This window comes from Sphingobium sp. ba1, assembly GCF_000743655.1.
GTDB lineage: Bacteria > Pseudomonadota > Alphaproteobacteria > Sphingomonadales > Sphingomonadaceae > Sphingobium.
The window spans coordinates 3,203,442-3,207,348 of record NZ_JPPQ01000069.1; the positions used below are offsets into that span (position 1 = coordinate 3,203,442).

General features: G+C 63.8%; 4 protein-coding genes and 2 pseudogenes. 1 reads left to right on the plus strand and 5 read right to left on the minus strand.

The window, feature by feature from the left end:
- Nucleotides 1-30: 30 nt before the first annotated feature.
- From IL54_RS18785 to IL54_RS25080, 4 genes are all read right to left on the minus strand, one after another.
- Nucleotides 31-654, minus strand: coding sequence for an ATP-binding protein (locus tag IL54_RS18785; RefSeq protein ID WP_076605538.1), 624 nt, complete (start codon nucleotides 652-654; stop codon nucleotides 31-33).
- Nucleotides 654-2,159: an IS21 family transposase gene (gene istA, locus IL54_RS18790; RefSeq protein ID WP_037477677.1), complete on the minus strand. Its 1,506-nt coding sequence runs from the start codon at nucleotides 2,157-2,159 to the stop codon at nucleotides 654-656. Before istA ends, IL54_RS18785 begins: the two co-directional genes overlap by 1 nt.
- Before the next feature lie 172 nt (nucleotides 2,160-2,331).
- Nucleotides 2,332-2,655 (minus strand): recombinase family protein, encoded by a 324-nt coding sequence (locus tag IL54_RS18795; RefSeq protein ID WP_037477679.1) that lies wholly within the window; start codon nucleotides 2,653-2,655, stop codon nucleotides 2,332-2,334.
- Nucleotides 2,642-2,827 carry a hypothetical protein gene (locus tag IL54_RS25080; RefSeq protein WP_130753559.1) on the minus strand — a complete coding sequence of 62 codons (186 nt, stop codon included), beginning with the start codon at nucleotides 2,825-2,827 and terminating at the stop codon, nucleotides 2,642-2,644. Before IL54_RS25080 ends, IL54_RS18795 begins: the two co-directional genes overlap by 14 nt.
- Before the next feature lie 312 nt (nucleotides 2,828-3,139).
- Here IL54_RS25080 and IL54_RS22365 point away from each other — a divergent pair.
- A pseudogene (locus IL54_RS22365) lies at nucleotides 3,140-3,364 on the plus strand (transposase domain-containing protein); the annotation flags it as partial.
- A gap of 258 nt (nucleotides 3,365-3,622) precedes the next feature.
- On the opposite strand, the pseudogene IL54_RS18810 reads toward IL54_RS22365, so the two are convergent.
- A pseudogene (locus IL54_RS18810) lies at nucleotides 3,623-3,907 on the minus strand (hypothetical protein); the annotation flags it as partial.

Sequence of the window (3,907 nt, forward strand, 5' to 3'; positions counted from 1 at the left end):
AGGGAAGACGTTGTCCCATGCCGAAAATGGCTAGTTGGCGGTAATGGCGAGCGAGTGGCGTTCGTAGCGGTGGGCGATGAGCTCGAACAAGGCGCTGGTCTCGACCTGGTCCTTGCGGACGTAGGACAGATCGTCGAGCACGATGAGATCGAACTTGTCGAGCTTGTCGAGCATGGCGGGCAGGCTGAGGTCGCGGCGCGCGGACTGGAGCTTCTGGACCATGTCGGTGGTGGAGCAGAACAGGACGCGCCGCCCCGTGTCGATGAGGGCATGGCCAATGGCGGCAACTGCGTGCGTCTTGCCGGTCCCGCTCTGGCCGAACAGCAGCAGGTTGCCGCCGTTCTCGATCCAGTCGTCACCGGCGGCGAGGGACAAGAGGTGCGGTTTGCGGATGCCGGGGGCGGCGTCGAAATCGAAGGTGGCGAAGGTCTTGCCTGCGGGCAAGCCGGACTGGTCGCGATGGCGCTGGATGCGCCGGGAGGAGCGATCAGCCATCTCGATCTCGAGAAGCGAGGCCAGCAGGTTGGCGGCCGGCCAGCCATCGCGATCGGCGGTGTCGGTGAGGCGCTTCCAGTTGCGGTTGATGCTCGGCAGGCGCAAGGCCTTCAGCAGGGTAGGCAGTACGGCGGCGGCCTGATCCTTGGTGCGGGTCATCAGTGCACCTCCCCGCTGGCGATCAGGCTGTTGTAGCTGTGCAGATCGGGTGGCGGGATAGCGACATCGCGCTGCGATCTTGCGGTTGGCAGGAACTCGTCCCTGAGCGCATCGACATCGGGCAAGCGCCCGCTGTCGAGAGCCTCATCGATCCGCCGGGCCAGCACGTCGACACAGTCGCCCCTGGCGGCGATATCGAGCAGCGCGACGGCATCGCGGCAGGCCTGCCGTCCATCGAGTTGGGCATCGAAGGCTTGCCAGGCCCGCCGGTAGGCGTGATCGGGGAAGAGGGCTTCGCGGTAGACGAGGTTGCGCAGTGCACCGCGCTTGCGGCGCAGGTTACCGATCATGTGCCGGAAATCGATGCTATGCCCCCGGTGGGGATGACTGATCCGCACACGCGGCGTGGACATTACCCTGTCCGGACCGAGGAAGAGCTCGATGCGATCGTCAAAGAGATGCGCGTTGAGGCGCCGTCCGACGAGGCGGGAAGGCACCGAATAGGTAACCCGATCGATGGCGACGGTGCCGTTGCGGGTGACATCGACGGTGGCCATGGCGAAATCGGTGGTTCGCCTTGCGGGCAGCGCCTTGAGTACCCTGCGTTCTGCATCGATGCGCGCAGCATGCCGCCGGTTCTGTCTGGCGACCTGCGCCTCAACGAACTCGCGCCAGGCCTCGATGCTGACGAAATCGCGGCTGCCCCGCCGGCGTAAGGCCTGATCGAGCCGTCGCTTGAGATGGGCATGGGGACCTTCGATCGATCCGTTCTCGTGCGCCTCGCCGCGGTTGTTGCGGGTAGCAAGCATGCCGTAATGACGACACAGCTCGTCATAGCTTCGGGTGAAATCCCGCTGCGCATCGGCGTCGAGGTTTTTGTAGGCGGCTGACAGGGAATCGCTGCGGTGTTCGGCCGGCGCACCGCCCAGCTTCCACAACGCATCCTGCAGGTGCTCCGAAAGGGCGGCAAAGCTCTCCCCGCCCAGCACGACAGCCGCATGCTCCCAGCCACTCGCCGCCAAGCGGAAGTGGTAGAGGCGATAGGCCAGGGTCTCGCCGGCAACGGTGACCTTGAGACTGTCGCATACCGTGAAATCCGACAGGCCCTGCCGACCGGGCTCATGATGCTGCGGGAAGAAGATCTCCTTCTCGCCGCCGTGCAGTGCCCGCCAGCGGGCGATCCGGCGTTCCAGTGTTCGTCGTATCGCATCGGGAACAGCATCCTCGCCGAACTCGTCCTGGAGCGTCTCGAAGACCGTGACGGCAATGATACCGTCGATCTGGAGCAACTCCTCTATACGTGGCCAGAATGGCTCGAGCGGATCGGCGCGGGTGCGCCAGTGGCGCTCCTTCTTCTTCTGGGACGGAAGCTGCGGATCGTTCTCGATCCGGCGTGCGCTGCGTTCGCTGATACCGGCCTTGGCAGCCGCGACGGCCTGGGTGTGTTGGCGACGATGGGTCATGAAGAGAAATACCTGCTGATCGGAAATGTGGTGGCCCGGCATCGCAAACCCATCGCTCGTTGTTCGATGAGTGTTCCGATACCACCGCCCGCCACAGCCCCGATCTGCCCCCCGAAAGAAGGGGAAAAAGATCGCCACCGGTTGTCTGGTCCGCTCTCCGGTCGGGGCTGCGCCCCTCCCTACGATCAGACCAGACAACCGATCCTACCGGCCATCATAGTCGCCGCTCAACCGGCCATCGTAGTTGTCGCCGCGCAGATGCGTCCAAGCAAAGCACCGCGCCAACCTTGCCCGTGCACAGGCCGCTGGCCAGTCGTTCGAAACCGGGGCGGTCGACAGTGCCGCTGGCGGTCCGACCAAGGTCATCGTCGATCACCTCGACATCGTGAAATCCCCAGCGTCGCGCAACATCGACAAGCTCATATTGTCGGCGCTGGCTCTCCAGGTTGTTCTGGACCTGACCCGGGGTCGACTGTCGGACATACACCACAGCTTTGCGCTTGAGCACCGTGACTGGAAGGAGATCATTGCCCGTCATCGCTGGCCTCCTTCGCCGCGACGCCGGCTGCGGCCATCAAGAGGGTCGCCAGCCTGGCAACAACGGCGCTTCGCTGCGCCTCGCTCAGGCCTCGCATCTGCGGCGTATCGAGCGGCATGCTCAGCTGCTGGGTCAGCATCGATAGCGACGAGGGTCGTGGTAGTGCCTTCATGGCGCGCCTCCTGGATGGCCGTGAGTCCATCCGTCGAAGTCTGCCTGAAACCGCGATCGGTAAGCAGTCCATGAAGCTCTACAAGCCCAATCACCGCAACGCGCGGTTCGCCCATCTCCATGTCGGCGCACAACGCCCTGTCCAGCATCCACTCTGCGACCTGGATGATCTCACCCGGCCTGATCTCTACCCGGATGATCGCGCCATTGACCCGGTCCTCGCGGCCTTCATGCCGAAAACGACCGCCGTAATATGGATGCCAGCGATAATGAAACTCTACCATCTGCCCGACATGGGCAGAATGACCCTGCGATGGCCTTGGGCAGAAAATCATGGCTCTTCGCTGGGTCAGACCGCGGCGGTCAGCGCACCGCTTTCATGTTGACCCTCATTGGCACGGCGAAGCTCAACGACATCGATCCTCAGGCTCGGCTCGCCGATGTTCTCGCGCAGATCGCAGACATCCCATAAAGTCGTCTCCACGAACTGTTTCCCTGGAATTGGTGCGCCGCCGAAGATCAACGCAAAGCCGCCTGATCCGCGGCCTTCACCGAATGCCTACGCCCTTGCCGGCGAGAACAACGGTGAGGATTGCCATCAACCAGGCAGCATGCGGCGTCCAGCGCGACGACCGCGGAGAGAACCCTGGAGCCCGGCGCGCCCGCTGAAACGCTAAGGATCAGCTGTTGACGGTGGCGATTAGAGAACCCCGTGGACACGGCCCATGCTGGGCGGCGGGCTGATCGAGAGGACTGTTCAAGCATAAATTCTCCACTTGCAGGGGAAGATTCATGCTTACTGTCCCCGCAAAATCCTAATGATGTCACCGACCAGCGGCATCGGGTCGCGCCAGTCCCACACATAATAGCCGGTGCGCGGATGGAGATACTCCACCGCAAAGGCGATGCTCTCCCGCAGACGGCTCGGTGGCCTCTGCCCCGGCACGGACACGGCAGCGGGTGCGCGCAATATCTGTACGAGCCGCTTGGCATCCGGGATCGCGTAGCGGGCGCGGCGATTGCTATAGAGAGGCGGCGCGGCATCGCCAGCTTCGGGCACCGCCGCGCGATACTGTTCCCA

Bases quoted from the DNA above. Each gene is read 5' to 3' on its own strand.
- IL54_RS18785 (WP_076605538.1), bottom strand. From the start codon at position 654: ATGACCCGCACCAAGGATCAGGCCGCCGCCGTACTGCCTACCCTGCTG.
- istA (WP_037477677.1), bottom strand. From the start codon at position 2,159: ATGCCGGGCCACCACATTTCCGATCAGCAGGTATTTCTCTTCATGACC.
- IL54_RS18795 (WP_037477679.1), bottom strand. From the start codon at position 2,655: ATGACGGGCAATGATCTCCTTCCAGTCACGGTGCTCAAGCGCAAAGCT.
- IL54_RS25080 (WP_130753559.1), bottom strand. From the start codon at position 2,827: ATGAAGGCACTACCACGACCCTCGTCGCTATCGATGCTGACCCAGCAG.